Annotated in this window: 19 protein-coding genes; 6 read left to right on the top strand and 13 right to left on the bottom strand. The window is 66.5% G+C overall.

Annotated features, from left to right (window positions below):
* Positions 1-96: 96 nt before the first annotated feature.
* Complete coding sequence (locus tag AC1DYU_RS08450; protein WP_476791232.1) at positions 97-972, bottom strand: GNAT family N-acetyltransferase; 876 nt, start codon at positions 970-972, stop codon at positions 97-99.
* 195 nt (positions 973-1,167) lie between these two features.
* Between AC1DYU_RS08450 and AC1DYU_RS08455 the strand changes: the two genes are divergently transcribed.
* A complete protein-coding gene (locus AC1DYU_RS08455) occupies positions 1,168-2,445 on the top strand; it encodes an NAD(P)/FAD-dependent oxidoreductase (protein WP_476791233.1) in 1,278 nt (425 codons plus the stop codon).
* A gap of 157 nt (positions 2,446-2,602) precedes the next feature.
* Here the strand turns inward: AC1DYU_RS08455 and AC1DYU_RS08460 are convergent, their stop codons facing one another.
* The 6 genes from AC1DYU_RS08460 to AC1DYU_RS08485 form a co-directional block, all read right to left on the bottom strand.
* Positions 2,603-3,391: an ABC transporter permease gene (locus tag AC1DYU_RS08460; protein ID WP_476791234.1), complete on the bottom strand. Its 789-nt coding sequence runs from the start codon at positions 3,389-3,391 to the stop codon at positions 2,603-2,605.
* On the bottom strand, positions 3,391-4,254 hold the full coding sequence (locus AC1DYU_RS08465) for an ABC transporter permease (protein WP_476791235.1): 864 nt from the start codon (positions 4,252-4,254) through the stop codon (positions 3,391-3,393). Before AC1DYU_RS08465 ends, AC1DYU_RS08460 begins: the two co-directional genes overlap by 1 nt.
* 162 nt (positions 4,255-4,416) lie before the next feature.
* Positions 4,417-5,481 (bottom strand): ABC transporter substrate-binding protein, encoded by a 1,065-nt coding sequence (locus tag AC1DYU_RS08470; protein ID WP_158484726.1) that lies wholly within the window; start codon positions 5,479-5,481, stop codon positions 4,417-4,419.
* A 37-nt stretch (positions 5,482-5,518) separates the two neighbouring features.
* Positions 5,519-6,832 carry an NAD(P)/FAD-dependent oxidoreductase gene (locus AC1DYU_RS08475; protein WP_476791236.1) on the bottom strand — a complete coding sequence of 438 codons (1,314 nt, stop codon included), beginning with the start codon at positions 6,830-6,832 and terminating at the stop codon, positions 5,519-5,521.
* Positions 6,833-6,836: 4 nt separating this feature from the next.
* Complete coding sequence (locus AC1DYU_RS08480; RefSeq protein ID WP_476791237.1) at positions 6,837-7,538, bottom strand: HAD-IA family hydrolase; 702 nt, start codon at positions 7,536-7,538, stop codon at positions 6,837-6,839.
* A 49-nt stretch (positions 7,539-7,587) separates the two neighbouring features.
* Positions 7,588-8,673 carry an ABC transporter ATP-binding protein gene (locus AC1DYU_RS08485; RefSeq protein ID WP_476791238.1) on the bottom strand — a complete coding sequence of 362 codons (1,086 nt, stop codon included), beginning with the start codon at positions 8,671-8,673 and terminating at the stop codon, positions 7,588-7,590.
* Positions 8,674-8,900: 227 nt separating this feature from the next.
* On the opposite strand from AC1DYU_RS08485, the gene AC1DYU_RS08490 reads away from it, so the two are divergent.
* On the top strand, positions 8,901-9,851 hold the full coding sequence (locus AC1DYU_RS08490) for a LysR family transcriptional regulator (protein WP_158484730.1): 951 nt from the start codon (positions 8,901-8,903) through the stop codon (positions 9,849-9,851).
* A 10-nt stretch (positions 9,852-9,861) separates the two neighbouring features.
* On the opposite strand, the gene AC1DYU_RS08495 is transcribed toward AC1DYU_RS08490, so the two are convergent.
* The 5 genes from AC1DYU_RS08495 to AC1DYU_RS08515 all read right to left on the bottom strand — a co-directional run bounded on the left by AC1DYU_RS08495 (position 9,862) and on the right by AC1DYU_RS08515 (position 16,298).
* Entirely contained in the window at positions 9,862-11,331 is a 1,470-nt protein-coding gene (locus AC1DYU_RS08495; protein WP_476791239.1) for an aldehyde dehydrogenase family protein, read from the bottom strand.
* A 4-nt stretch (positions 11,332-11,335) separates the two neighbouring features.
* A complete protein-coding gene (locus AC1DYU_RS08500) occupies positions 11,336-12,004 on the bottom strand; it encodes a haloacid dehalogenase type II (RefSeq protein WP_476791240.1) in 669 nt (222 codons plus the stop codon).
* 156 nt (positions 12,005-12,160) lie between these two features.
* The gene (locus AC1DYU_RS08505) at positions 12,161-13,483 is read right to left on the bottom strand and encodes an NAD(P)/FAD-dependent oxidoreductase (RefSeq protein ID WP_476791241.1); all 1,323 of its coding nucleotides are present in this window, start codon (positions 13,481-13,483) and stop codon (positions 12,161-12,163) included.
* A gap of 72 nt (positions 13,484-13,555) precedes the next feature.
* Entirely contained in the window at positions 13,556-14,899 is a 1,344-nt protein-coding gene (locus AC1DYU_RS08510; protein WP_476791242.1) for an amidase, read from the bottom strand.
* Between the two features lie 70 nt (positions 14,900-14,969).
* Positions 14,970-16,298 (bottom strand): NAD(P)/FAD-dependent oxidoreductase, encoded by a 1,329-nt coding sequence (locus AC1DYU_RS08515; protein ID WP_476791243.1) that lies wholly within the window; start codon positions 16,296-16,298, stop codon positions 14,970-14,972.
* 231 nt (positions 16,299-16,529) lie between these two features.
* Here AC1DYU_RS08515 and AC1DYU_RS08520 point away from each other — a divergent pair, with 231 nt between their 5' ends.
* From AC1DYU_RS08520 to AC1DYU_RS08535, 4 genes are read left to right on the top strand one after another with little or no spacing between them, the layout of a single operon-like run.
* Complete coding sequence (locus AC1DYU_RS08520; RefSeq protein WP_476791244.1) at positions 16,530-18,233, top strand: peptide ABC transporter substrate-binding protein; 1,704 nt, start codon at positions 16,530-16,532, stop codon at positions 18,231-18,233.
* A 33-nt stretch (positions 18,234-18,266) separates the two neighbouring features.
* Positions 18,267-19,223: an ABC transporter permease gene (locus AC1DYU_RS08525; protein WP_476791245.1), complete on the top strand. Its 957-nt coding sequence runs from the start codon at positions 18,267-18,269 to the stop codon at positions 19,221-19,223.
* Complete coding sequence (locus AC1DYU_RS08530; protein WP_476791246.1) at positions 19,220-20,110, top strand: ABC transporter permease; 891 nt, start codon at positions 19,220-19,222, stop codon at positions 20,108-20,110. Before AC1DYU_RS08525 ends, AC1DYU_RS08530 begins: the two co-directional genes overlap by 4 nt.
* Positions 20,107-20,838: an MOSC domain-containing protein gene (locus AC1DYU_RS08535; protein WP_476791247.1), complete on the top strand. Its 732-nt coding sequence runs from the start codon at positions 20,107-20,109 to the stop codon at positions 20,836-20,838. The genes AC1DYU_RS08530 and AC1DYU_RS08535 overlap by 4 nt, the downstream gene beginning before the upstream one ends.
* Positions 20,839-20,847: 9 nt before the next feature.
* On the opposite strand, the gene AC1DYU_RS08540 is transcribed toward AC1DYU_RS08535, so the two are convergent.
* The gene (locus tag AC1DYU_RS08540) at positions 20,848-22,830 is read right to left on the bottom strand and encodes a hydantoinase B/oxoprolinase family protein (protein ID WP_476791248.1); all 1,983 of its coding nucleotides are present in this window, start codon (positions 22,828-22,830) and stop codon (positions 20,848-20,850) included.
* Position 22,831 lies beyond the last annotated feature (1 nt).

The following is a 22,831-nucleotide window of genomic DNA, read 5'->3' on the forward strand; positions in this document are numbered from 1 at the left end:
TGCTCACGGACGAAAGTCCGCTGCGCTCCGGTTCTGGATTGCGACGCCAGCCCACTCGCCCCAGCAGATTTTCAAACACCCTCAAGAGCGCGCTGGTTAACCCAGAGCTTGTGTCGCAAGGCCGAAGGTCCGCGCCGCGCCGCTCGGAGCATGATGGCGGCCCCGGATCATCGGCGTGACCGAATCGAAGATCGTCATGCCGCAGGATTCGAGGAATCCCCCGAAGCGGCCCTGTTCCTGCGCCGTGTCGACCCGAAGAAAGCTGCCCTGATGGGCCTCGACATGGGGGGTGACCAGGGCGACGGCCATATCGTCGTCCTCCGCCACGACCGGGCCTACGACATGGCCGCGTCCGAAGGCACGACAGAGTGCGAAACCCACGATCTCACCGTCACGTTCGACGACCGTCCCGACCGAGGCCGCCATCAGCGCCGCGATGACGCGGCTGCGGTCGGCGCCATAGGCGCTGGCGTCGAGGCGCGCGAGTGCATCGAGATCTGCCGCGACAGCGGATCTGAGGCCGGGCATGGCCGGAGCGGGGGCTGGTAGCACTACGGTGCGTCCCTGATGCTGGAAGATCCGGCCGATCGGCTCGAAGCCGAGCGAGCGATACAGGCGATAGCCGGCCTTCGTCGCGCTGAGGCGCAGGTCGCGATCGCCGGATTGCTCGAAGATGATTTCCATCAACTGCCGGCCGGCCCCCTGCGCTTGCAGGCGCGGCGAGGTGATGACCATGCCCACTGACGCGAAGCTCTCGCCGAAGGGCCACCACATCGCCGAGCCAAGCGCCCGGCCGATCGTGTCGCAGGCGACGAAGCCCCGGCCGACGCTCATGACGAGCCGCCAGTCCTCCGGCCGATGCGGCCAGCCGACGCCGATCGACAGCTGATGCATCTGGCCGAGATCGGCTTCGCTCATCGGCCGGATGTCGATCTCGTAGCCGAGTCGGCGCTTTGCCGTGTTGTAAGCCAAGGCGTCTGGCCTCATGGGGAAGGATGCCCGACTATAGGCGCGCCGGGACCGTTCGAGAATAGCATAATTCATACAATACATGGGCTTAGGATGGTGCAAGCTGCGAGGTCTGGCCCCTGCGGCGCTTCGGTCCCCGTGGCCGGCGGAGGGGCAACGCGCCCGTTTCCCGACCTGCGACGCCGAGGCTGCCCTGCGATGAAGCTCGAACCCTATTGGCTGGACTCCGCGCCGCGGTTTTCGTCCGCCTCGTCAGTGCCGATCGAAGGCAAGGTCGATGTCGCAATCGTCGGCGGCGGCTTCACCGGCCTGTCGGCGGCACGCACGCTGGCGAAGGCCGGCGCGAGCGTTGCCGTGCTGGAATCCGGGCGCGTCGTCGGCGAAGCCTCGGGCCGCAATGGCGGGCATTGCAACAACGGCCTCGCGCATGATCTGGGAAGCCTCGCCGCCAGCCTCGGCATCGAGCGTGCCAGCGCGCTCTACCGCGCCTTCGACGCCGGCGTGGACACAGTCGAGGCGCTGGTCGCCAGCGAAGGCATCGACTGCGACTTCATCCGCACCGGCAAGATCAAGCTCGCGGCCAAGCCGGCCCATTTTGCCAAGCTGCAGAAGAGCGCCGAATTGCTGCAGGCGACGGTCGAGCCTGATCTGGCCGTGGTGAAGCCGGACGATATCCGCAGCGAGATCGGCTCGGACGGCTTCCATGGCGGGCTCGTCTTTCCGCGCGGCGCCCATATGCATATGGGTCGCTTCGGCGTCGGGCTGGCCGAGGCGGCGGCTCGGGCCGGAGCCGCGATCCATGAGAACGCAGCCGTGACCGGCCTGGAGCGGCTGGCCGGTCAGGCGCATCGCGTCGTGACAATGCGCGGCACGCTGGAGGCTGGGCAGGTGCTTCTGGCGACGGGAGCATCGCGGCAGGGGCCGTTTTCCTGGCTGCGTCGGCGCATCGTCCCGGTCGGCAGCTTCATCATTGCGACCGAGCCGCTGTCAGCGGAGCTTGCGGCCTCGATCATGCCGACGCGCCGCACGGCGACGACGACAATGAATATCGGCAACTATTTCCGGCTGACGCCCGACAACCGGCTGATCTTCGGCGGCCGGGCGCGCTTTGCCCTGTCGAGCCCGACTTCGGACGCCAAGAGCGGCGCGATCCTGAAGGCGCGCATGCTCGAACTCTTCCCGCAATTGTCTGGCATAGGGATCGATTATTGCTGGGGCGGACTGGTCGACATGACCGCCGACCGCCTGCCGCGCGCCGGTGAGCGCGACGGCGTCTTCTACGCGCTGGGCTATAGCGGCCACGGCACGCAGATGTCGGTGCATATGGGGCAGATCATGGCCCGGGTGATGGGCGGCGACGCGGCCGCGAACCCGCTGGCCGGGCTCGACTGGCCGGTGGTGCCCGGCCATTTCGGCCCGCCTTGGTTTTTGCCGTTCGTCGGAATGTATTACCGCTATCAGGACTGGCGGCACTGAGGCCGTGTCCAGATGCTACTCGGGCGGACGTCTGACGCAGCTTTCTGCGCTTCCGGTGCTCACGGACATGACGTCCGCTCCGCTCCGGTTCTCGAAAGCCACGCCAGCCGCCTCCCCGGAGCGCATCTGCACGCGGCCTCGGGTCCGCGCGTGAGGGCTACTGCGCCGTCCGCTTCTGCCCACTCGTCGCCAGCAGCACCAGGATGAACGACGCCGCCGTCAGCAGGGTCGAGATCGAGGCGATGGTCGGGTCGATCTCGTCGCGCAGCGCGGTGAACATGCGCTTGGTCAAAGTCTGGTACTGCCCGCCCGAGACGAACAGCGCGATGATGGTCTCGTCGATCGCCGAGATGAAGGCGAAGATTCCTCCGGCGAAGACGCTGGCTTTGATCTGCGGCAGCGTCACCGTGAGGAAGGCCCGGAAGCGGTTCATGCCGAGGCTGCGCGCCACCATCTCCTGCGTCTTGTCGAAGCTCTGCAGGCCGGCGACGACCGAAGTGATGACATAGGGCAGACCGAGCATGACATTGGCCAGGACGAGCCCGGTCAGCGTCTGGATCAGGCCGAGCTTGGCGTAGATGAAGAAGATGCCGATCGCGATGATGATGATCGGCACGATCAGCGGCAGCATCAGCATCATGTGCAGAGAGCGCATCAGCTTCGTCTGCGAATTGCTGATGGCGTAGGCGGCAGCCGTCCCCAGCGGCGTCGCGACGATGACGGTCAGCACGCCGATCAGCAGGCTCATCCGCGTCGCCTGCATCCAGTTGGGATTGCCGAAATACTCGGCGTACCAGCGCAGCGAGAGGGCCGGCGGCGGGAAGGTCAGGAAGCGCGTCGCCGAGAACGACATTGGCACGATGATCAGCAGCGGCAGGATCAGATAGATCAGCACCAAGCCGACGAAGGCGCCGAAGAGCAGGCGAGGGAGAAGCGGCTGTTTCATCACTTCTGCCCCAGCATCTTGTCGAGCGGGATGATGCGGCCGACGAGCGCGAAGACCGCCATCACCGCGACCAAGAGCACGACGCCGACGGCGCTGGCCGCGCCCCACTGGTTGTAGAGTTCGACATTCCGGCTCACGACCATCGAGATCATGATGGTGCGGCCGCCGCCGAGCAGCTCCGGCGTGATGTAGAAGCCCAGCGTCAGCACGAAGACCAGCGTCAGCCCGGCGACGACGCCGGGCAGCGACAGCGGCAGGAAGACGCGCAGGAATGTGTGCAGCGGACCGCCGCCGAGGCTGGCGCCGGCCAGCATCAGTTCGCGCGGGATCTTCTGCATGGTCGAATAGAGCGGCAGCACCATGAAGGGCAGCAGGATGTGCACGGTCGCGATGACCGTGCCGAGCTCGTTATGGACCAGTGCCAGGGGCTCGCTGATCAGCCCGAAGCGTTCGAGCATCTGGTTGGTCACGCCGGTGCGCTGAAGCAGGACGAGCCAGGCATAGGCGCGCACCAGCACGCTGGTCCAGAACGGCAGGATGACGAAGCTCAGGATCAGCACGTCCCAGGGCCGCTTCACATGGGCGGCGGCATAGGCGACGGGGTAGCCCAGGATCAGCGTCAGCACCGTGACCATCAGCGCGATGCGGAAGGTCAGCGTGAAGCTGCGCCAGTAGATGTCCTCGCTGAAGATGCGGCGGTAGTGCTCCAGCGTGAAGCCGTTGTCGTAGACCGACTGCGTCATCAGCCAGCCGACCGGGATCACCACCAGGGCGACGATGACGATCACCGCAGGCGAGGCGAGCAGGAGCATCAGCCCCTGCTCGCGGCGCCGGTATCGGAGGGACGGGTCGATGACGCTCATGGTGTCTTTCCTACCCACCGAATTTCTCTCGCTCCGGTCATCCCGGGCGACCGCAGGGAGACCCGGGATCCATTCCTGAACATCACTGTCCTGCGCTCAGGCATGGATCCCGGATCTCGCTGCGCTACGTCCGGGATGACGGCGCGGGGATGGATGAGCGGCTCACTTCTGCGCGAAGGAGAGCCAGCGCTTCTCGGCGGCTTCGCCGGCGGCCGAGGTCCACCAGGCATAGGACATCAGGGCCTGGACCTTGGCGTTTGCCGGCGCGCTCGGCAGTTCGCCGACGCGGGCTGCGGGAATGACGCCGGTGTCGTAGGCCTTGGGGTTGGCCGGGCCGTAGTCGATATGCAGCGGCAGATTGGCCTGATGCACGGGATCGACCGCCTCGTTGAGGAACTTGATCGCGGTCGGCAGGTTCGGGGCGCCCTTGAGCACGCACAGCGAGGTGCTCTGCAGGATGCCCTGGTTGTAGGTGTAGGCGACCTTGGCGCCTTCCTTCGTCAGCGCTGAGATGCGGCCGTTCCAGGCCATCACCATGTCGACCTCGCCGTCGTTGAGAAGCTGGGCGGACTGGGCGCCCGAGGTCCACCAGACCGTGATGTGCGGCTTGATCTCCTCGAGCTTCTTGAAGGCCCGGTCGACGTCGAGCGGGTAGAGCTTGTCGGCCGGGACGCCGTCAGCCATCAGGGCTGCTTCCAGCGTGGCGAGCGGGTTGTTGCGCAGCGAGCGCCGGCCGGGGAACTTCTTCACGTCCCAGAAATCGGCCCAGGTCTTGGGCGCTGTCGCCGCATCGGGGAATTTCTTCAGGCTGTAGCCCATGACGCTGGAATAGAACTCGTAGGCGACCGAATAGTCGCTACGATATTCCGCCGGCATCGCGGCTGCGTTGGGGATCTTGCTGAAGTCGAGCTTCTCGAGGATGCCCTGCTCGCCGCCGCGCAGGCAGAAATTGGTGGCGACATCGACGACGTCCCAGCTCGGCTTGCCCGTGGCGACCTGCGAACGCATGATCGGCCAGGCGTCCGGCACGCTGTCCTGGTTGATGGTGATGCCGAGCTTCTTGGCTGATGGATCGAGGATCGCGATGGTCTGCGCCTTCTGGTAGGCGCCGCCCTGCGAGACGAACATGATCTGTTCGGCGGCTTGGGCGGAGAGTGGGCTCAGCAGAGCCAGGGACAGGCCGGCAGTGGCGCAGGCGGTCCGGAAGGTCAGGCGTCTTTGCGGCATGGTTCTTATCCCCTGTTGTTGGATCGGATCTTCGAAGCTACCGTCCGATCGCGTCTAGAAACTGGTACCAGCCGGCGACCATGCGGACGGCCGGCTCTCGAAGCGGGTAGAACGGCACGGTCCGCATGCGGCTTGCGTCGAGCAGGCCGACATCTGGCCGCTCGCCCCGGGCGAAGGCTGCGAGATAGCGCCCCATCAGGCTCGACATCGCGACGCCCGCGCCATTGTAGCCCATGGCGAGCATGACCCGGTCGTCGATGCGGCCGACATGCGGCACGGAATCGAGCGTCATCGCCACGAGCCCCGACCAGCGATAGGCGAGGCTGATATCGGCGACCTGCGGGAATATGCCGACCATCGCCTTGCGCAGGGTTTTGAATGCGGCCGGCGAGTCGGTCTTGCCGAAGGCGCCGCGCCCGCCGAAGACGATGCGGTCATCGACCATGCGGAACCAGCGCATCATCCGCTTGGTCTCGGTGTAGGTGCGCCGCGTCGGCATCACGCTGGCGGCGAGATTGGGCGAGAGCTTTTCCGTCGCGATGATCGCGCTGCGGAAGGGGATTAGCGTGCGCTGATAGGCTTTCGTCGCCGGCGTCAGGTCGGAATAGCTGTTGGTGGCGATGATCGCCTGCTTCGCTCGAACCATGCCGCCGGGCGTTTCGACCAGGATGCCGTCGCCCTCCCGGCGCAGGCGCAAGGCGGGCGTTTCGGCATGGATCGGAATGCCGCGCTTGGCGACGCCCTCAGTCAGTCCGTGCAGGTAGTTCAGCGGGTGAATGCCGCCGGAGCCGGCATTCAGCACGCCGCCGACGAAGCCGGACGAGCCGGTCTCCTCGCGAACCTGCTCCGCACTGAGCACAGACATAGTGGTGTCGCCCAGTTCGGTGCGCAGCCAGTCGGCTTCCTTCACCGCATAGGCCAGCGTCTCGTGGTTGTGGGCTGCCTTGACCTGGCCGGAACGGGTCAGGTTCGCGGCGGCGATGCCATGGGTTTCGACCAGTTCCGAGACGATGTCGGTGGCCTCCAGCGCGATTTCGTACATGCGCCTGGCCATCGGTTTGCCGTGGGCGGCGGCGATGGCTGGGAAGGACAAGCGGAACTTCGCGGTGATGACCCCGCCGTTGCGGCCGCTCGCGCCCCAGCCGGGGCGGTTGGCCTCCAGCACGATCGGGGACAGACCGCTTTCGCCGAGATGATGCGCCGCTGACAGGCCGGTATAGCCGGCGCCGATGATGACGACATCGGCCTGGGCATCGCCTGCCAAGGCTGGCAGCGCGCGCAATGGCGTCGCCGTCGCGCCCCATAGCGAGGGGGCGGCCTCCAGCGACTGCCAGGCGGGGGCGCTGCTCAAGGGCTCAGGCTCCGGCCTCGACCGCGTCGGCGAGCGCCGCCAGGGTCGGGAAATGATAGTCCGGCTTGGTCAGTTCGGGTACGGCCGGCGTGCCGCCGAAGCCCTTCTGGCCCTGGCGCCGCTCGATCCAGCAGGTGGTGTAGCCGAGCGATTTCGCGACACCGATGTCGTGATACTGGCTCTGGGCGACGTGCAGGATCTCCTCCTGCTTGTAGCCAAAGGCGGATTGCCGGCCGCGGTTGAAGGCGAAGAACAGCGGATCAGGCTTGGGATGAACAGCCTCGTCGGCGGTGACGCTGTCGTGGAACGGGTTGCCCAGTGTGTGCGAATAGAAGGCGAAGGTCGATCGGTCGGCATTGGTCATCGCGACCAGCCGGAAATGCTTGCGCAGCCGCGCTAGCGCCTCGACGGAATCCGGGAAGGCCGGGTGCTGCAGGATGGCGTATTGGAAGGAATCGGCCGAAGCCTCGTCGGCGGGCAGTCCGAGTTCGGGAGCGAGGTGGAGATAGACCCGCTTCATCGCCTCGCTGGAGCGATCGTAATTGAGCTCGCGTCCCTTCAGATAAGGTCCGAATATCTCGTCGTCGGTCAGCTTGGCGGCGGCCGCGCCGCCGATGCGGCGGACCGCGTTCAGGACGCCGCTCTCGAAATCGATCAGCGTGCCGACGACGTCGAATGTGAGAACCTTGAAGTCTTTGAGAGCCATGGTCGATTTCTCTTGTGGCTGAACAGGTCGGGAAGCCGATGGCGGAACGTCAGCCGTCTGCCTTCGGCACGATGATCGTGTCCTGCGGGTGGAGGCTGATCTGGACGGTCTCGCCAATCGGAGGGATGCGGCGGGCTGCTTCGTAATGGCTGGGCTGGCGCAGGCTGAGCGGCGTGCCGTCCTCGAGCGCCAGGAAGACGCGAAGGCTCTCGCCCTGGAAGACGATGTCGGTGACGCGGGCCGAGAAGCGGTTGCGCTCGGGCGAGTTGGTGCCGTCCTCGATCAGAAGCTTCTCGGTCTGGATCGCCAGCACGAGGTCGCCTTGGGGCGGAAGCGGGCGGCTGGTCCTGAGGATTGCGCCGCCAAGCGAGACGCTGTCGCCGCTGAGGCGCTCAACCGGCAGTAGCGTCGCCTCGCCGATGAAGCTCGCCACGAAGGCGTTGGCGGGGTGGTCGTGCAGGCGCTCGGGCTTGTCGATCTGGACGAGCTTGCCGTCCTTGAGGATCGCGACCCGGTCGCTCATCGTCAACGCCTCGCGCTGGTCGTGGGTGACGTAGATGATTGTGGCGCCGAGCCGCTTGTGGAGCTGGCGCAGTTCGATCTGCATGGTCTCGCGGAGCTGCTTGTCGAGAGCCGAGAGCGGCTCGTCCATCAGGATCAGCCGTGGCTCGAAGATCATGGCCCGTGCGAGCGCGACGCGCTGGCGCTGGCCACCCGAGAGCTGGCCGATGCCGCGTTCCTCGTAGCCGGCGAGATCGACCATCGCGAGCGCCGCCTTGACGCGCTCGGCATAGGTCGATTTCGGCAGGCGGCGCGCCCGCAAGGGGAAGGCGACGTTCTCGCCGACGCTCATATGCGGGAAGAGCGCATAGTTCTGGAAGACGATGCCAATGTCGCGCTCGTGCGGCGGCGTGAAGGTGACGTCCCGGCCACCGAACAGGATGGTTCCGGCTGAGGGCTGGATGAAGCCGCCGAGGATGCCGAGAAGGGTCGTCTTGCCTGAGCCGGAGGGGCCGAGCAGCGAGACGAATTCCTGAGGCGCGATGTCGAGCGAGACGTTGTCCAATGCCCGCACCGATCCGTAGATCTTGCTGGCAGACCGGATCTCGACGCGTTCGCCGCCACTCTTCGCCATTGCCTGCTCCCGTTGCGATACAGCGACACCGCGCAAGCGCGTGGGCAAAGACCGATCTCGGGCCCGACCATAAGTCGCTCTTATGGGGCTGGCCTTTTGACCGATCCGCCGACAGTGCGGACCTCTGTGTGCCCATCACCGCAAGCTGCATTCGACAGGGCCATCAAACGGGATTTCACCCAATGGCGGCAATTGCCAAATAATCAGGAGAAACATAACTTGATGTCATGTCTGAGCTGCGACGCATGGTGTCTTCGAGCAATGCGCTCTTCGTCTTCGAAGCGGCGGCGCGCAGCGGCAGTTTCACGCGGGCGGCGGATGAGTTGAACGTCACCCAGCCCGCGGTGAGCCGGATGTTGTCGCGCTTCGAGAGCTATCTCGGCCTGCGCCTGTTCGAGCGCAGCGGCAAGGGTGCGGTGCTCACGCCCGAGGGCGAAATCCTCTACCGGCGCGTCGCCGACGGCTTCCGCAGCATCGAGGCCGGCCTGCGCGAGGTCGAGCAGTTGCGCGGTGGCAAGGAGACGGTGACGATCTCGGTGTCATCCGCTTTCACGACGCATTGGCTGATGCCGCGCATGGATCGCTTCCAACAGCGCTTCCCGAGCGTCGATCTGCGCTTCCAGATGATCGCTGGGTCGCTCCGCGGCGTGGTCGAGAATGTCGATCTCGGCATGCGCTTCGTCGCGACCGACGAGCCTGTTCCGGCCGAGGCGCTGATTGTCCGCGAAGTCATGCTGCCGGTGTGCAGCCCGGGCTATCGCTGCGAGCCGGGCGCCGCCGAACCGGCCGCCAGCGGCAACACCGTGATCCAGCTGACGGATTCTCCTTCCGACTGGGCGAGCCAGTATGCGCCCTTCGACACCGGGCGCGCAGGGCCTATCAAGGCGCTGACCTTCTCGGACTATGCGGTGGTGGTGCAGGCGGCTCTGCTGGGGCAAGGCATTGCCTTCGGCTGGATCACCGTCGTCGCCCATGCCCTGATGTCAGGTGCGCTGGTTCCCGCGGCAGACCGGCTGACCATCGGCGAGCGTCTCTGCGTGCTGCTGACGCCGCGCAACCGGCCGGCGCGGCCGATCGTGCGCGAGATCCGCGACTGGATCATCGCGGAATTGCGGGCGGAGATTGCGGCCATCGACCGGCTGCACCCGGCGCTGGGGCTGAAGGCGGCGGTGGCCTGAGCGGGCCCGTTCAGCCGCCGATGTCGATCAGCACCGTCTTGTGCCGGAGGTTGGCTTCGACCGCCTGCCGGCCGAGATCCTTGCCGATGCCGGAGCTCTTGTAGCCGCCTGTCGGCAGGATAAAGTCGAGCGTGCGGCTGTAGCGGTTGATCCAGACCGTGCCTGCCTTGAGCGCGCGCATCGCCCGCAGGCCACGGCCGAGATCGGCGGTGTAGACGCCCGCCGCCAAGCCGTATTCGGGATGGTCGGCCAAAGCCAGGCCCTCTTCGTCATCGTCGAAGGCCTGGATCGTCAGCACCGGGCCGAAGATTTCCTCGCGCACGGCGGCGGTTTCTGCGGTGACGTTGCCGAGCAGCGTCGGCTGGTAGAAGGCGCCGCCATATCCCTCGATGCGGCCGCCTCCGAGCAGGCATTCGGCGCCCTGCCGGCTGCTTTCGGCGAGGATGCGATCGATGCGGCGGGCCTGCGTTTCCGAGATGATCGGAGCGTAGCCTGTCGCAGCCTTCCAGGTCGGGCCCGGCGTCACAGTCGCGAGCTTGCCCTTCAGCCGCTCGACCAGTTCGGCCATCACGGCGCGCTGCACGATCAGGCGCGAGCCGGCGACGCAGGCCTGGCCGGCATTGCCGATGAGCGAGCCGGCGATGCAGGCGGCGGCCTTGTCCAGATCGGCGTCGGCGAAGACGAGCTGCGGGCTTTTTCCGCCGAGCTCCAGCGTCACCGGCTTGATGCCGCTTTCCGCCGCCGCCTTCATCACGGCGATGCCGGTGTGCGTCGAGCCGGTGAAGGAGAGCTTGGCGATGGCGGGATGGCGCGAGAGCGCGTCGCCCGTGACCATGCCGTTGCCCTGCACGACGTTGAAGATGCCAGCGGGAATGCCGGCCTCGACGGCGAGTTCCGCCAGTCGCACCGTGGAGAAGGGCGTCAGTTCCGAGGGTTTGAGTACGATGGCGTTGCCGGCGGCCAGCGCCGGTCCGACCTTCCATGAGGCCATGCTGAGCGGAAAGTTCCAGGGCGTGATCGCGCCGACGACCCCATAGGGCTCGGAGACGATCAGGCCGAGATGGTCGTGGCGGGTCGCGGCCACGTCGCCGCCGAGCTTGTCGGCCCATTCCGAGAAGAAGCGGATGCCCTCGGCAACGCTGGCGACGTCGCCGGTCACGGCTTGGGCGATCGGCCGGGTCGAACCGACAGCCTCGAGCCGGCCGAGCTCGACCGCGCGCTCCTCGATCAGATCGGCCCAGCGGCGCATGGCGCGAGCGCGCTCGCGCGGAGGCTGCGTCGCCCAGCCGCTGCCTGCCACGGCCCGGGTCGCGTCGGCGACGGCGCGGTCGACGGTCTCGGCCGTGGCGACGGGGAGATCGGCATAGTCGACAAGGTCGGAGGGCCGAGCGACGGGGATGCGCTCGCCCTCCGAGACGTTTCGGCCGCCGATGTAATGGCCGGTCGAGAAGGTAATCGAGTCCGGCGCGAAATCGCTCATCGGCTCAGAGCCCGACCAGACCTGGCAGCTGCGCGATGCTGGTGATCTCGGTGTAGTCGTAGCCGCCGACGCCGGGCTCATGGCCGCGGTTCACGAGGACGCGTTGGCCGACCTTCATGTCATAGGCGGTCATCAGGTCGTAGCGCAGGCTCGACGAGCAGTGCATTACATCGGCTGGCGCGCAGCCGAGGCTGTCGAACATGTATTCGAAGGCGCGCTGCAGCGGCTTGTAGGCCTGTGCCTCCTGCGCCGTATAGGCAGCATGGAAAGGCGCGCCGAGCTTGACCATCGAATACGGGATCAGGTCGATCATCGAATTCGAGAGGACCACGAGCGGGATCGTGCCGCCAATCCTTGCAAGGCCGCCGGGCACGTCGGGATGCGGGATCCAGCTCGGAATCTCAGCATAGATCGCCGCCGCATCGGCCGGATCGAAGGGGATGTTCCAGACCTTGCAACTCCGCTCGACGGCATTCGCGATCACCTGATCGAAGGGCTTCCAGGCGCCGAGAACCTCGTCGAGGCGATAGCCGCGGAAACTCTCGACGAAACCGTCGAGCACTGGGAGTGAGAGCCTTTCGCCATAGACGCGGCGCGCGGCCGGGCCCATCTGGAAATCGATCAGCGTGCCGTAGCAATCGAAGGTGATGAATTTCGGCCGCCAGATGGTCATGATCCGCTCGCTTCACTGCAGGGCGGAGGATACCGCCGATGAGACAAGGCTAGCCGTGTGGCGCGGTGGCGGGCGCGGATTTGCGGGCGGGGTGCCCAAGATTATGCCGATGGCAACCGCCCTGGCGGCATGGATTGCCGCCTTGGTGGCGCCGCGTCAGAACTCGCCGACTTCGCCCTGCGACCCGTCGAGCAGGCGCGCATGCCGGAAGGGGCGGGGATCGACGATCGGCGTGTCGCCGGTGGCAAGGTCGGCCGCGAGATGGCCCGCGCCGGGGCCGAGTCCGAAACCATGCCCGCTGAGGCCAGCGGCCAGGACAAGGCCCTTCAAGCCCACCGTCGGCGAGATCACCGGCACGGCGTCGGGCGTGGAATCGATGTAAGCACCCCAGCTTTCGCGGATGGCGATGCCGCGCAATGCGGGAACGAGCGCCTGGGCGCGTTCCATCAGTCTCGTGACCGCATTGCGGCTCGGCGCGGGGTCGAGCACGCGAATGCGCTCGAACGGGGTTTCCTTGTCCAGGCTCCAGCCACCGAGCGCTTCCGGCCCGTTGAAGAAGGAGGAGCCGATGCCGAACTCGACAGCCTTGAGCCGCTTGATGAACATCGGCATGAACTGGCGGGCATAGCGGATACCCTGCGGCGTCAGCTCGAGCGTGCCCCGGCCGCTGATCGCGATGGTGTAGCTGCCGTCGAGGCGGCGCGTCAGGGCGATCTCGGGCGTATAGAAGGCGTCGAGCCAGGCCGGCGCGATCTCGGTGCGCAGGCTGGTCGCCCGGATGCTCGCCTGCGGAAAGACGATGCCGTGATGGCGGCAGAAGCTGGATGCCCAGGCGCCGCCCGACAGGATCACCGAACCGGTGCGGATCACGCCCTTTTCCGTGACCACGCCGGTCACCGCGCCATTGGTGATGTCGAGGCCGCGTGCGGAGCAGCCCTGGTGGATGGTCGCGCCATGCTTGCGGGCGCCCAGTGCAAGAATTGGTGCGGCCAACGCCGGCTCGGCCTTGCCGTCGGTGATCGAATGCACGCCGCCGAGCCATTCGCGGCCGGTGCCCGCCGTCATGGCGGAAGCTTCCGCTCCGGTCAGCATGCGGGTCTCGACGCCGAACTGCCTGGCCGTCTCGCGCCAGCGCTCCCATTGCGCGATCTGGGCGACGTCGTTTGTGGCGTAGACCAGACCGCAGCGGCGGAAGCCTAAATCCTCGCCGATCTCTCCGGCAAGGCTATCCCATAATTCCATCGAGCGGATCGCCAAGGGTAGTTCGCGCGCGTCGCGGTTCTGCTGGCGGCACCAGCCCCAGTTGCGGCTCGACTGCTCGCCGCCGACCACGCCCTTCTCCACAAGGGCGATGGAGAGGCCGCGCTTCGCCAGAAAGTAGGCCGCGGCCGCGCCGACGATGCCGCCGCCGATCACGACGACATCGGCTTCGGCCGGCAGGCGCGCATCGCTGTCGATGCGCTTGATCGTCGGGCTCATGAAGGTTCTCCGGCAGGTCCTGGCCGGATGCTTTAACCGGCTGCCGGGCCGCTGCCTTGGATCATTTTCGCATCATGCGGCCAGCGCCGCCTCGATGCCGGCCGCGATCGCGAACAGGGCATGGTCGCCGCCGGTCTCGCCCACCAGCATCAGTCCCACGGGCGCCTCGCCTGCTGTGTTGCAGGGCAGGCTGATCGCGCAGCGGTCGAGGAAATTGCCCAGGCTGGGGTTGCGCAGGAGCATCGCGTTCAGCCGGAAATACTCGGCGTCCTCCGCCAGTTCCGCGATACGCGGCGGCACGATCGGGCAGGTTGGCACCAGCAGCGCGTCGAAGGGGGCGGTGAGCACGTCCATCGCCGCTATGATGCGCCGGCGTGCGGCGGTCAGCGCGACATAGTCGGCGGCGCTCATCGTCGCGCCGGGTTCGATCCGGCTGCGGACGCGCGGATCGTAGAGGTCGCCCTTCCGGGTGAGGAGGTCTCGGTGCCAGTCATAGGATTCCGGCCCAGTAAAGCCGCCCCGGCTCATGGCGCGGCCGATGTCGAGCAGCGGTTGGAAGGAGACCTCGACGATGATGGCTCCCTTGGCCTTCAGCGTCGCGACCGCGCCTTCGAAGGCAGCAGTGACGGTCGCGTCCATGCCGTCGCGCATGATCTCGCGGGGGATGGCGAGCCGGAGGCCAGCCAGCGGGCGGGGCGTAGGCAGGACGGGGTCTTCTCCTGCCAGGATCGCATCGACGATCGCACAGCAAGAGACACTGGCGCCGAGCGGGCCGAGCGAATCGAGGGTCCCTGAGAGCGGCACGACGCCATCGAGCGGTACGCGGCTGGCGGTGGGCTTGTAGCCGACGATGCCGCAGAGCGCGGCCGGGATGCGGCACGAGCCGCCGGTGTCGCTGCCGAGCGCGACAACCGCCATGCCGTCGGCGACCGCGACCGCCGAACCCGAGGAGGAGCCGCCGGGGATGCGGGCCGAGGCACGGTCCCACGGGCTGAGCGGCGTGCCGTAATGCGGGTTGGCGCCGATTCCGGAATAGGCGAATTCGGTCATGTTGGTCCGGCCGATGGGGATGAGGCCGGCGGCGAGCATGCGCGCGATCGTTGGCGCATGGGCCGTTGCGGGGGCGGCATCGGCAAGCGCGCGCGAGCCGGCGCGGGTCTGCTCGCCCGCGACGTCGTAGAGATCCTTCACCGCGAAGGGGATGCCGGCATAGGGCGAGGGCTGACGGCCGGCGCGGCGCAGGGCGTCATGGGCATCGGCGGATGCGCGCGCAGCCTCGGCCGAGACGGAGATGAAGGCGCGGGAGCCTTCGCCTGCGGGGTTTGCGATCGCGGCGAGGCATTCCTCGACCAGGGCGCGCGCGGTCACGGCTCCCGTCGCGAGGTCTTGGGCACAGCCTTGCACGGTCCGCAGCATGATCGTCTCTCCGCTTTCGCTCAGATATCCGGCTTATCGCCGGATGCCGACGAAAGCCATGGAGCGCTCGTCACATCAGGCCGGGTTCGCCGAGGTCGGTGCCATCAACGAGGCGGCTGTAGCGGAAGGGGTGAGGATCGACGATGGGGGCGTCGCCGGCGATGATGTCGGCGGCGAGCTTGCCTGCGGCCGGGCCGATGCCGAAACCGTGCCCGCTGAAGCCGGCGGAGACGTGCAGGCCGGGCAGCTTGTCGATCGCCGAGATCACCGGCACCCAATCCGGCGTGAAGTCGATCAACCCGCCATATTTATGCATGATCTTCACATCGGCGAGCTGCGGATAGATCTCGCCGATGCGCTTCATCGCGAAGCGGATCAGCTTCTCCTGCGGCGGCGGGTCATAGGAGCGCATGCGCTCGAAGGGCGAGACGCTGTCGTTCGTCCAGCGCATCAGCGCCTCGGGGCCGGCGAAGAAGGTCTTGTCGGCCGTGATGGACAGGAGCCTGTGGCGCTTCTTGAAGGTGCGCCAGAACGGCTTGGCATACATCATGCCCTGAGGGCTGAGCCGGAGCAGGCCGCGCCCGCTGATGCCGATCGTATAACCGCCATCGAGGCGCCGCCTGAAAGTGACGTCGGGCGTCGAGATGCCGCCTGTGGTGACCTCGGGCGCGGGTGCGGTGAAGAACGAGGTCGACTGCACGCCGGCAAGCGGCATGTCGATGCCGTGATGGCGGCAGAACATCGAGGTCCAGACGCCGCCGGCGACGAGGACCGTGCCGGTCCTGATCGTGCCCTTCTCGGTGACGACGGCGGAGACTCTGCCCGCCGAGGTTTCGAGTCCGCGTGCCGCGCAGTCCTGATGGATGGTGACGCCGAGCCTGCGGGCCGCTTCGGCGAAGGCCGGGACCGCCAGCGCCGGCTCGGCCTTGCCATCGGTTGGCGAATGCACGCCGCCGACCCAGGCTTCGGTCGAACCCGGCGACATCGCCTTAGCCTCGGCGGCCGAGAGTACGCGGCTGTGCATCTGCATCTCGCGTGCCTTGTCGATCCAGTTCGACCAGGCGTCGAGATCGTCCTGCTTGGTGGTCACATAGACCAGGCCGGTGCGGCGGAAGCCGGTGTCGGTGCCGAGTTCCTCGTTCAGCCCGTTCCACATCTCGACGGCGCGCTGGGCAAGCGGCAATTCGCGGAGGTCGCGATTTTGCTGGCGGCACCAGCCCCAGTTGCGGCTCGACTGCTCGCCCGCGACATAGCCCTTCTCGACCACGGCGACGGAATGGCCCTTTTTCGCCAGATGGTAGGCGGCGGTGATGCCGGCGATGCCGCCACCGATCACGACGACATCGGCGGCAGGAGGCAGCGTCTCGTCGCTGCGGATACGGGTGACCGGGGGCGACATCGGTTATCAGAATCCTTCGGCATGGGCCGGTGACGGGACTCCGATACCATCGCATCCCGACAGAAGCCTATGCCGAAGGCGCCGGTTGAATCGGCATATTCTGTGCAGCTGCCGCGGACGATCGGCGTCGGATACCGCCGAGGCTGCCTAACCTGAGGGGAAGGCCGATCAATCGGCCAACCGCGATCGCCTGCTGCAGAGCAGGATCTCGCTCATAAAGAGGGGTTTCCGATGACGAAGAATTCTGACGGCCGTTCGGGCAGCACATCGAGCCTGGCCTTGCCGATGCCCGCCATCCATCGGCGCGATATGCTCGCGCTCGGCGCGGGCGGCCTCCTTGCAGCCTCCGGCTTCAGCGGCGCCCGCGCCCAGACCAAGGCCGCACCGCCTCCGCCGTCCAAGCCGACCGGTCAGGTCGTCGTCGGCCTGTCGCAGGAGCCGGTCGCCTTCAACCCGCTGATGCCGGGCATCGAGGTGGATGAGACCGTCTGGATGCAGATCTTCAACACGATGTGGCTGGCGCAGCCCGACGGCTCGCTCGTCGCGGACCTCGCAGCCGAGATTCCCAGCGAGGCCAATGGCGGCATTTCCGATGGCGGCCTTGCCTGGAAGGTCAAGCTGCGCGAGGGCGTGACCTGGCATGACGGCACGCCGTTCACCGCCGAGGACGTGAAATACACGCTCGAGCTGATCAATGCGCCGGGATTCAAGGCGCGCACCCGCGTCGGCCATGCGCTGGTCAGGGACATCAAGGTCTCCGGACCGCTGGAGATCTCCTGGCGCATGGAGAAAGCCTACGCGCCCTATCTCGCGCTGCTCTCCAACACCTTCATCGTCCCCAAGCATCTTCTGGAGAAGGCTGCCGACCCCAACACCGCGCCCTATAATGCGGCTCCGGTGGGGACCGGCCCGTTCAAATGGGGCACGCGCACGCCGGGCGACAACATCCAGCTCGTCGCCAACGAGAAATATCACGGCAAGGGCCCCTATCTGGAGCGCGCCGTGCTGAAATACGTCCCCGACCAGACGGCGCTCTACGCCCAGTTCCGGACGGGGCAGGTCGACCTGATCATCGGTACCGGCATTCCCGCGAACTTCTATGCCGAGGCGGTCAAGCTGCCGGGGCGCAAGGTCATGAAGATCCCGAGCGCCTCGCTCGAAATCCTGATGCCGAACCTCGAGCACCCGGTTCTGAAGGACAAGGCCGTCCGCCAGGCGCTCTACGCCTCGATCAACAAGCAGGCGATCATCGACATCATCTATTACGGCACCCACACGCCGACCGAATCCTTCGCGCCGCAGGAATCCTGGGCCTACAATCCCAAGTTGCCCAAGCAGCAGTATGATCTCGCCAAGGCCAACAAGATCCTCGACGACGCCGGCTGGAAGCGCTCGGGCTCCGGGACGCGCATGAAGGACGGCGTGCCACTGACCTTCGCCGTCTCGACCACCACGGGCGCTGCGCTGCGCGAGCAGGCCCAGCAGCTGATGATGCAGGACTGGCAGCAGGTCGGCGTCAAGATGACGATCAACAACATGCCGGCCGCCGTGATCTGGGGTGATTTCTATACCCGCTCGAAATTCGACTCGCTGGTCGTCGGCACCGCCTTCCGCACTGTGATCGATCCCGATCCGGCGCATCGCTTCGGCTCGGACGCGATCCCCGCCAAGTCCGGCAACGGCGCCAACCAGATGCAGTGGCAAAACGCCGAGGCCGACGCGCTGATGAAGGAAGGCCAGACGACCTTCGATCAGGAGAAGCGCAAGGCGATCTACTTCAAGCTTCAGGAACTGGTCCGCGAGGAGCTGCCGATCCTGCCGATCTTCCAGTACGCCCCGATCGAGGGTTACAAGGAAGGGCTGGTCGGCTTCGTGCCCAACGTCAATGCCCGCCAGAACACCTGGAACATGGGCAGCTGGTACTGGGCGCGCTGAGGCGATGACCGCTCTCGCGGGGATGTTCGCATCATGAGCTCGTTTCTTCTACAACGGCTGATGCAGGCGCTGCTGTTGCTGCTCATCGTCTCGATGATCGGCTTTGCGATCCTGCATCTGGCTCCCGGCGGGCCCATGTCCCAGTTCGCCGCCGGCGGCGACATGTCCCAGGAGGATCTCGACCGCATCGCCGAGCAGCTCGGGCTCAACCGGGCTCTTCCTGTGCAATATGCCGAGTGGCTCTGGCGCATGCTGTCAGGCGACTGGGGCGTGTCCTATCGCGATCAGCAGCCGGTCCTGCACATCATCGCCGGCCATCTCGGGCCGACGCTGGAGCTGATGCTGACCTCGACGCTGCTCGCCATGTTCATCGGTGCGTGGATCGGCATCTTCGGCGCCGTCAATCGCTATTCGCTGTTCGATGGCATCGCGACGATCGGCACGATGATCGCGCTGTCGATCCCGACCTTCTGGTTCGGGCTCGTGGTGATCTATGTCTTTTCGGTCGGGCTCGGCTGGCTGCCCTCGGGCAATCGCTTCACCATCGGTGACGGCTCCTTCCTGAATCGGCTGCATCACCTGATCGGCCCCTGCGTCGTGCTGGCGCTGGTCTCGACGGCGGTCTGGAGCCGCTACATGCGCTCCTCGATGCTCGACGTGATCAACCAGGATTTTGTCCGCACGGCGCGTGCCAAGGGCGTGCCGGAGCGGCGCATCCTGATGACGCATGTGCTGCGCAATGCGCTGCTGCCGATGATCACCATCACCGGGCTGCATGTGCCCTCGCTGCTCTCGGGCGCGCTGGTGACGGAAACGGTCTTCACCTGGCCCGGCATGGGCCGGCTCTTCCTGGATTCGATCAGCTACCGCGACTATCCCGTCGTGATGGGCATCCTGATGTTCACGGCCGTCATGGTGCTGCTCGGCAGCCTGCTCGCCGATCTGCTCTACGGCGTCGCCGATCCCCGCATCTCAGGGAGCCGCCGATGAGCCTCGAACCGACCTTCGACGCCGCGCCCGTCCGCGAGGACGGCTTCTGGAATGGGCGCGCGATGCGCCGCTTCCGTCGGCACAAGCTCGCGGTTTTTGGAGCGATCGTGATCGTACTGATGACACTCGCCTGCGCCATCGGGCCGTTGCTGCTGCCCTATAGCGACACCTTCATCGATATCCGCCAGCGCTTCGCGCCGCCCTTCGGTGGCCCGCACATCCTTGGGACCGACCCGCTTGGACGCGACATCCTCGCACGGCTCCTGATGGCGGGCCGGATTTCGCTGGCGGTCGGTTTCTGCGCGATGGTGATCTCGATGGGCATCGGAATCATGGTCGGGCTCGCGGCCGGCTTCTACGAGGGCGTCATCGGGGCGGCGCTGATGCGCTTCGTCGATGCGATGCTATGCTTCCCCTCGATCTTCCTGCTGCTGGCGATCTCGGCGCTGATCCAGCCCTCGGTGCCCTCGATCGTGCTCTTGATCGCGATGACCTCCTGGATGGAGGTGGCGCGCGTCGTCGAGGCGCAGATCCGCTCGCTGCGGACGCGCGAATTCGCGCAGGCGGCGGTGGCGATGGGGTCGAGTAATTTCCGCATCATGACGCGCGAGCTCCTGCCCAATGCGATCGCGCCGATCGTGGTCGCCGCGACCCTGAACGTCGCCCATGCGATCCTGGCCGAGAGCTACATCTCCTTCCTCGGCTACGGCATCCAGCCGCCGACCCCGAGCTGGGGCAACATGCTGGAAAACGCCCAGAGCTATCTGACCAGTGCGCCGTGGCTCGCGATCATTCCGGGGGCCGCGATCACATTGGCCGTGACGAGCTTCAACTTCATCGGCGATGGCCTGCGCGACGCTTTCGATCCGCGAATGGACATGCCGTGACGGACACTGCCGTGACGGGGGCGGTCTCGGCGCTCTGGCGCTATCCGGTCAGTTCGATGGGCGGCGAGCGGCTGGAGCGCGCGCCGGTCACGGCGTCAGGCGTCGCGGGGGACCGGATCTGGGGCCTGCTCGATGCCACTGACGCCCGCATCGCGTCGCCCGGGCGCGAGAAGCACTTCGTCAAGGTGCCGCATGGCCATGCCCGGTTCACTGGCGAGAGCGTCGAGATCTCGGCGGATGGTGTCTCGTGGGCTGCTCCGGATGATACCCCGGCCCTGCAGGACCTGTCGGAGCTTTTCGGCTTCGTGCCGACCCTGAAGCCGTTCGTGCCTTTCGGCGGGGAGGGCTTCCGGCCACGCTACGAGCATGCGCCGATTCATCTCCTGACCACGGCTGCGATGCGCAGCTTGGGTCGCGACATGCCCGGCAGCGTCATCGACGAGCGCCGCTTCCGGCCCAACATCGTCGTCGACTGGCCCGATGGTGCGCATCCGATTCCGGAAGCCGACTGGATCGGCCGCAAGATTCGCATCGGCGATGTCGTGTTGAAGGGCCGCGAGCCCTGCGCTCGCTGTGGCTTCATTACGTTGGAGCAAGAGGGGTTGCCGCTCGACGTCGATCTGCTGCGCACTGTGGTGAAGCGCTACGGGCGCAATTTCGGAATCTATTGCGACGTGTTGACGCCGGGCGAGATCAGTCCCGGCGACGCTGTCAGCGTCGCCGGCTGAACTTGCCGTTCAGGCCGCCGTCAGCATGACCTGCGGGACCTGCGGATAGTCGCGCCGGACGGCTGCGAAAGCGGTTTCGACATCGCCTGCGTTGGCCGCATCGCGGATCGCGGCGAAGATCTTGGTCTTGACGAAGAAGCGCCAATGCACGGGCAGAGCCGAGAGAAGTCCTGTCAGGTCGCCATAGTTCCGCGCATGCCAAACCTGCTCGAAGGCGTCGCGCTCAGGGCCGAAATGGAAATGCGTCGTGTGGGCGTTTGGGCGCAGCGTCGCCCGCAGTGCCGCTGTGGCGTCCAGATCGACCGCGCCTTCGACAATGACGACGCCGTAGCGGGTCTTTGCCATCTCCGCGCTGACATAGCCGCGCTCGACATCGAGCAGCACGCGCTCCGGTTCGCGGTCGAGGGCCGAGCCGCGTCCGCCGCCGCCGGGCGAATGGATGTGGATGATGTCGCCGGGCTCGGCGATGGCGATGTCGGTATTGCCCAGCACGCGCTCATTGGCGGCGCCGGGGTTGATGATGAAGTTCGAGGTCTCGGCTGAGAGCCCGCCGAGCGTGCCCCAGGGCCGGAAGATCGAGCGGTCGCGGTTGCGCACCGTGATGCGCGAGTTGGGCGAGAAGACCTTGAACTCCATCACGGTTGCCAGACCACCGCGCCAGCGCCCGGCGCCGCCGGAATCCGGCAGCAGCCCGTAACGCACGAACTGGATCGGCACCTCGGTCTCGGTAATCTCGATCGGCGTGTTCTTGAGATAGGCAGCGTCCGCGCCCGAGCCGTTGGGGCCGTCGCGATGCGGCATGCCGCCGCCGCCGCCGACGACGGGGTTGATCGCCGCGATGACGCTGCGATGGGTGCGCTCGTCGGTGGTCATGACGTTGACGATCGAGCTGGAGCCGGCGGGCGCGGCGGGCATGCGCTCGGGTATGGCGAGGCTGAAGGCGCCGAAGACCAGGCTGCGCAGCCGGGCGCAGGTGAGGCTGCGCATGCCGACCGCCGCTGGGAAGGAGGGGTTCAGCACCGTTCCCTCAGGCGCGATGCAGGTAAAGGGCCGGGTCAGGCCGGAGTTCAGCATCAACTGCGGGTTCAGCGTGTAGAGGACGTAGTAGACGCCGACGAGCAGCAGCGTGTGGCGCGGATCGGAGCCTGTGGGCACATTGAGCGAAGAGCCGAGCTGCGGGTCGGAGCCGGTGAAGTCGAGGACCGCCTCGTCGCCCTTGATGGTCAACGTCAGCTTCAATCGGCAGGGATTGCCGTCGACGCCGTCCTCGTCGGCATAATCGGCGAAGACATAGTCGCCATCGGGCATCGTGCGCAGGATCTCGCGGGCCTGATGCTCGGCATAATCCATCAGCCCGTCGAGCCCGTCCATGAAGCCCTTGGCGCCGAACTTCCTGACCATCGCCAGGATCTTGCGCTCACCGGTGTTGAGCGCGCCGGCGAGCGCCTTCAGGTCGCCCATGTTGAGGTGCGGCTTGCGGACGTTCATCGACATGATCGCCAGCACCTTCTCGTCGAAGACGCCGTCGCGCATCAGCGTCATCGGCGGGAAGCGGATGCCCTCCTGATGGATTTCGGTCAGCGAGCGCGAGAGGCTCGCAGGCACCGCGCCGCCCATGTCGGTGTTGTGGACATGACCGCCGACGAAGCAGACGATCTCGCCCTCGTGGAAGATCGGCTTCCAGAGATGCGTGTCGGGCGCGTGGGTCGCGAGATAGCCGCTATAGGGATCATTGGTGAAGGCGATGTCGCCCGGCCGGTATTCGTCGACGAGGTCGATGGCGCGGTTGTAGTTCATGCCCGGATACCAGGTCGCGCCAAGATCCATCGGCACGGCGACGACGCGGCCGGTCTTGTCCATCACCATCACGGTGAAGTCCTCGGTTTCCTTGACGAAGGTCGAGTGCGCCGTGCGGTAGAGCGTGTAGGCCATGTTTTCGGCTGCGGCCCGGCAATGGTTCGCCAGAACCTGCAATGTGACCTTATCGACCATG

It is taken from the genome of Allobosea sp. P2_B12, assembly GCF_056404835.1.

Coding starts and splice junctions, on each gene's coding strand:
- AC1DYU_RS08455 (WP_476791233.1), top strand. CDS start 1,168: ATGAAGCTCGAACCCTATTGGCTGGACTCCGCGCCGCGGTTTTCGTCC.
- AC1DYU_RS08460 (WP_476791234.1), bottom strand. CDS start 3,391: ATGAAACAGCCGCTTCTCCCTCGCCTGCTCTTCGGCGCCTTCGTCGGC.
- AC1DYU_RS08465 (WP_476791235.1), bottom strand. CDS start 4,254: ATGAGCGTCATCGACCCGTCCCTCCGATACCGGCGCCGCGAGCAGGGG.
- AC1DYU_RS08470 (WP_158484726.1), bottom strand. CDS start 5,481: ATGCCGCAAAGACGCCTGACCTTCCGGACCGCCTGCGCCACTGCCGGC.
- AC1DYU_RS08480 (WP_476791237.1), bottom strand. CDS start 7,538: ATGGCTCTCAAAGACTTCAAGGTTCTCACATTCGACGTCGTCGGCACG.
- AC1DYU_RS08485 (WP_476791238.1), bottom strand. CDS start 8,673: ATGGCGAAGAGTGGCGGCGAACGCGTCGAGATCCGGTCTGCCAGCAAG.
- AC1DYU_RS08490 (WP_158484730.1), top strand. CDS start 8,901: ATGTCTGAGCTGCGACGCATGGTGTCTTCGAGCAATGCGCTCTTCGTC.
- AC1DYU_RS08495 (WP_476791239.1), bottom strand. CDS start 11,331: ATGAGCGATTTCGCGCCGGACTCGATTACCTTCTCGACCGGCCATTAC.
- AC1DYU_RS08500 (WP_476791240.1), bottom strand. CDS start 12,004: ATGACCATCTGGCGGCCGAAATTCATCACCTTCGATTGCTACGGCACG.
- AC1DYU_RS08505 (WP_476791241.1), bottom strand. CDS start 13,483: ATGAGCCCGACGATCAAGCGCATCGACAGCGATGCGCGCCTGCCGGCC.
- AC1DYU_RS08510 (WP_476791242.1), bottom strand. CDS start 14,899: ATGCTGCGGACCGTGCAAGGCTGTGCCCAAGACCTCGCGACGGGAGCC.
- AC1DYU_RS08515 (WP_476791243.1), bottom strand. CDS start 16,298: ATGTCGCCCCCGGTCACCCGTATCCGCAGCGACGAGACGCTGCCTCCT.
- AC1DYU_RS08520 (WP_476791244.1), top strand. CDS start 16,530: ATGACGAAGAATTCTGACGGCCGTTCGGGCAGCACATCGAGCCTGGCC.
- AC1DYU_RS08525 (WP_476791245.1), top strand. CDS start 18,267: ATGAGCTCGTTTCTTCTACAACGGCTGATGCAGGCGCTGCTGTTGCTG.
- AC1DYU_RS08530 (WP_476791246.1), top strand. CDS start 19,220: ATGAGCCTCGAACCGACCTTCGACGCCGCGCCCGTCCGCGAGGACGGC.
- AC1DYU_RS08540 (WP_476791248.1), bottom strand. CDS start 22,830: ATGGTCGATAAGGTCACATTGCAGGTTCTGGCGAACCATTGCCGGGCC.